This window comes from Butyrivibrio sp. VCD2006 (genome assembly GCF_000423925.1).
GTDB lineage: Bacteria > Bacillota > Clostridia > Lachnospirales > Lachnospiraceae > Butyrivibrio.
The window spans coordinates 1-1,751 of sequence record NZ_AUIX01000073.1 but is presented as its reverse complement, the minus strand read 5'-3'; the positions used below and the strand labels follow the sequence as shown (position 1 = coordinate 1,751).

The 1,751-nt window shown below is 40.3% G+C and carries 1 protein-coding gene; it reads right to left on the bottom strand.

The window, feature by feature from the left end:
* Window positions 1-80: 80 nt before the first annotated feature.
* Window positions 81-1,565 (bottom strand): transposase, encoded by a 1,485-nt coding sequence (locus G586_RS0116930; protein WP_026528656.1) that lies wholly within the window; start codon window positions 1,563-1,565, stop codon window positions 81-83.
* Window positions 1,566-1,751: the final 186 nt, after the last annotated feature.

The window sequence follows — 1,751 nt, the reverse complement described above, 5'->3', positions numbered from 1 at the left end:
AAAAAAGATGCAAAACAGGGCATGAATAATAGACATAACACTGTTGCTATGCCTGAGAATGCTGTATGATATTTACGAGATCATGCTACATTACAAACCAACTTTCTCAGGGCGGATTCGTAAGGCAGATCCCATGCATCCAAATGTTGTAACATGAGGATGTGATAGAGGCGGCAGTACCACATCTTTGTTGAGCGGTGCCTGCCGCTTTCTAGCTTGAAGTCTATTTTCTCACGCTTGTTTGAGCGTTCAACAGAAGTTCTTGCATTATACTCATTTTTCCATTCATCACTATCTCTTGGCGGTATGTTTATAAGGCGCGGATTATCTTTCATGGCCAAATGAACAGTACGACCATATTTGGAATTCGAGCATGGTTCACTACAGGAACATCCAAATTTTCTGCTTGCCAAGGGACAACGGAATTTAATGCGGTATTTGGAGCTTTCAACACCATCATGGTTCATTTTTCTTCCAGCCTTGCATACAGGAACACCATCTTTACCAATGGTGAAATCATTCTTGTATTGCACTTTTATGCCACGCTTTTCGTTTAGATCAATAAAAGGAGTTATGTGTTCCTTTTTACAGTATTCATAGTAAGGCATGGCATCATGAGCAGAATCCAGTAATAGTTTACGGACGTTATAATCCGGAAGAAATGATTTCATCCTGAAGAAGGAATGAAGAAAACCATGCGAATCATGCATTGAGGCTGGATTTAAGAGCGGGAATACGGGGAGATCACTTTCTGAGTCTGACGCAACAATCATATATAGATCATATCCGTGATAGAAGCAGTCTCTGGAGGAATCCCATCCGATGTCACAATCAGGCTGAGAAAAGTATCTTTCACAGTCGCAGTCAGTAATACCTTTTTCGGCACATTCACAGATGCGATGTTTGCGTTCTCTTGCTGATGTGACAACAGGAGTTCCGTCGCCGGCAATAGATAGATTAGAACTATTTATCAGACCTTTACGGACAGAGTTTTCCAGAAATTCTTTCTTAAAAAGTTCAAAGAGAGAACCATAAGGTTGATCCTTAATAGAGAACGTAGTTCCTTCGAGCTGCTTAAATAGTTCATCGACAGTAACTTTATCAATGGGTTTGGCTTTAGAACCTTTTTTACCAGGTTTTTTAACAGTGGCTTTTAGTTTATGCAGATGAGAAGACAGGTTATTATCATTCGAATCCCACAGCCTGGAAAAGAAATCATAGAAAGTTCCAATTCCGGGCGTATCACCTACTTCAAAACCGCTGAGAATGGCATAAAGAGGATTGATCTTTAATTGTGAAACCCATTCGGTAATAGAATCAACTTTGAAGTCAATGCTAAGAAGGTAAGAACGATGCATGCAGGAAGGAGTTCTGGGAGCAGGACCAAATTTAGAATACTTGGAGATCATGTTTTGATCAGTGTAGGAAAGATCAAGGTTCCAAAAGCGGTCTATGATATCCCAGGTGCTTTGAGATATAGCATCTGGATCAGGGTAATATTTGCGGAGATTTTCAACAACAAAGGTTTGGTAGTCGGCATGACTGCCACAATTAACAGGTAACATAAAATCGCCCTCCAATCAAAAAAATTACGGCCGCGCCGTAACGACACTTCCTTTTTAACAAGGGCGCGAAGCGCCGCATTTTTGGAGGTAAATGTCAAGTGTTTTTTGATAAAAAAGTGGGGGATTTTAATAAAAAAGGAATCTGAAAGCCGCATTGTTACTGGCTTATAGATTCCGAGAGTATAT

Excerpts from the sequence above, each read along its gene's own strand:
- G586_RS0116930 (WP_026528656.1), bottom strand. The coding sequence starts at position 1,565 with ATGTTACCTGTTAATTGTGGCAGTCATGCCGACTACCAAACCTTTGTT.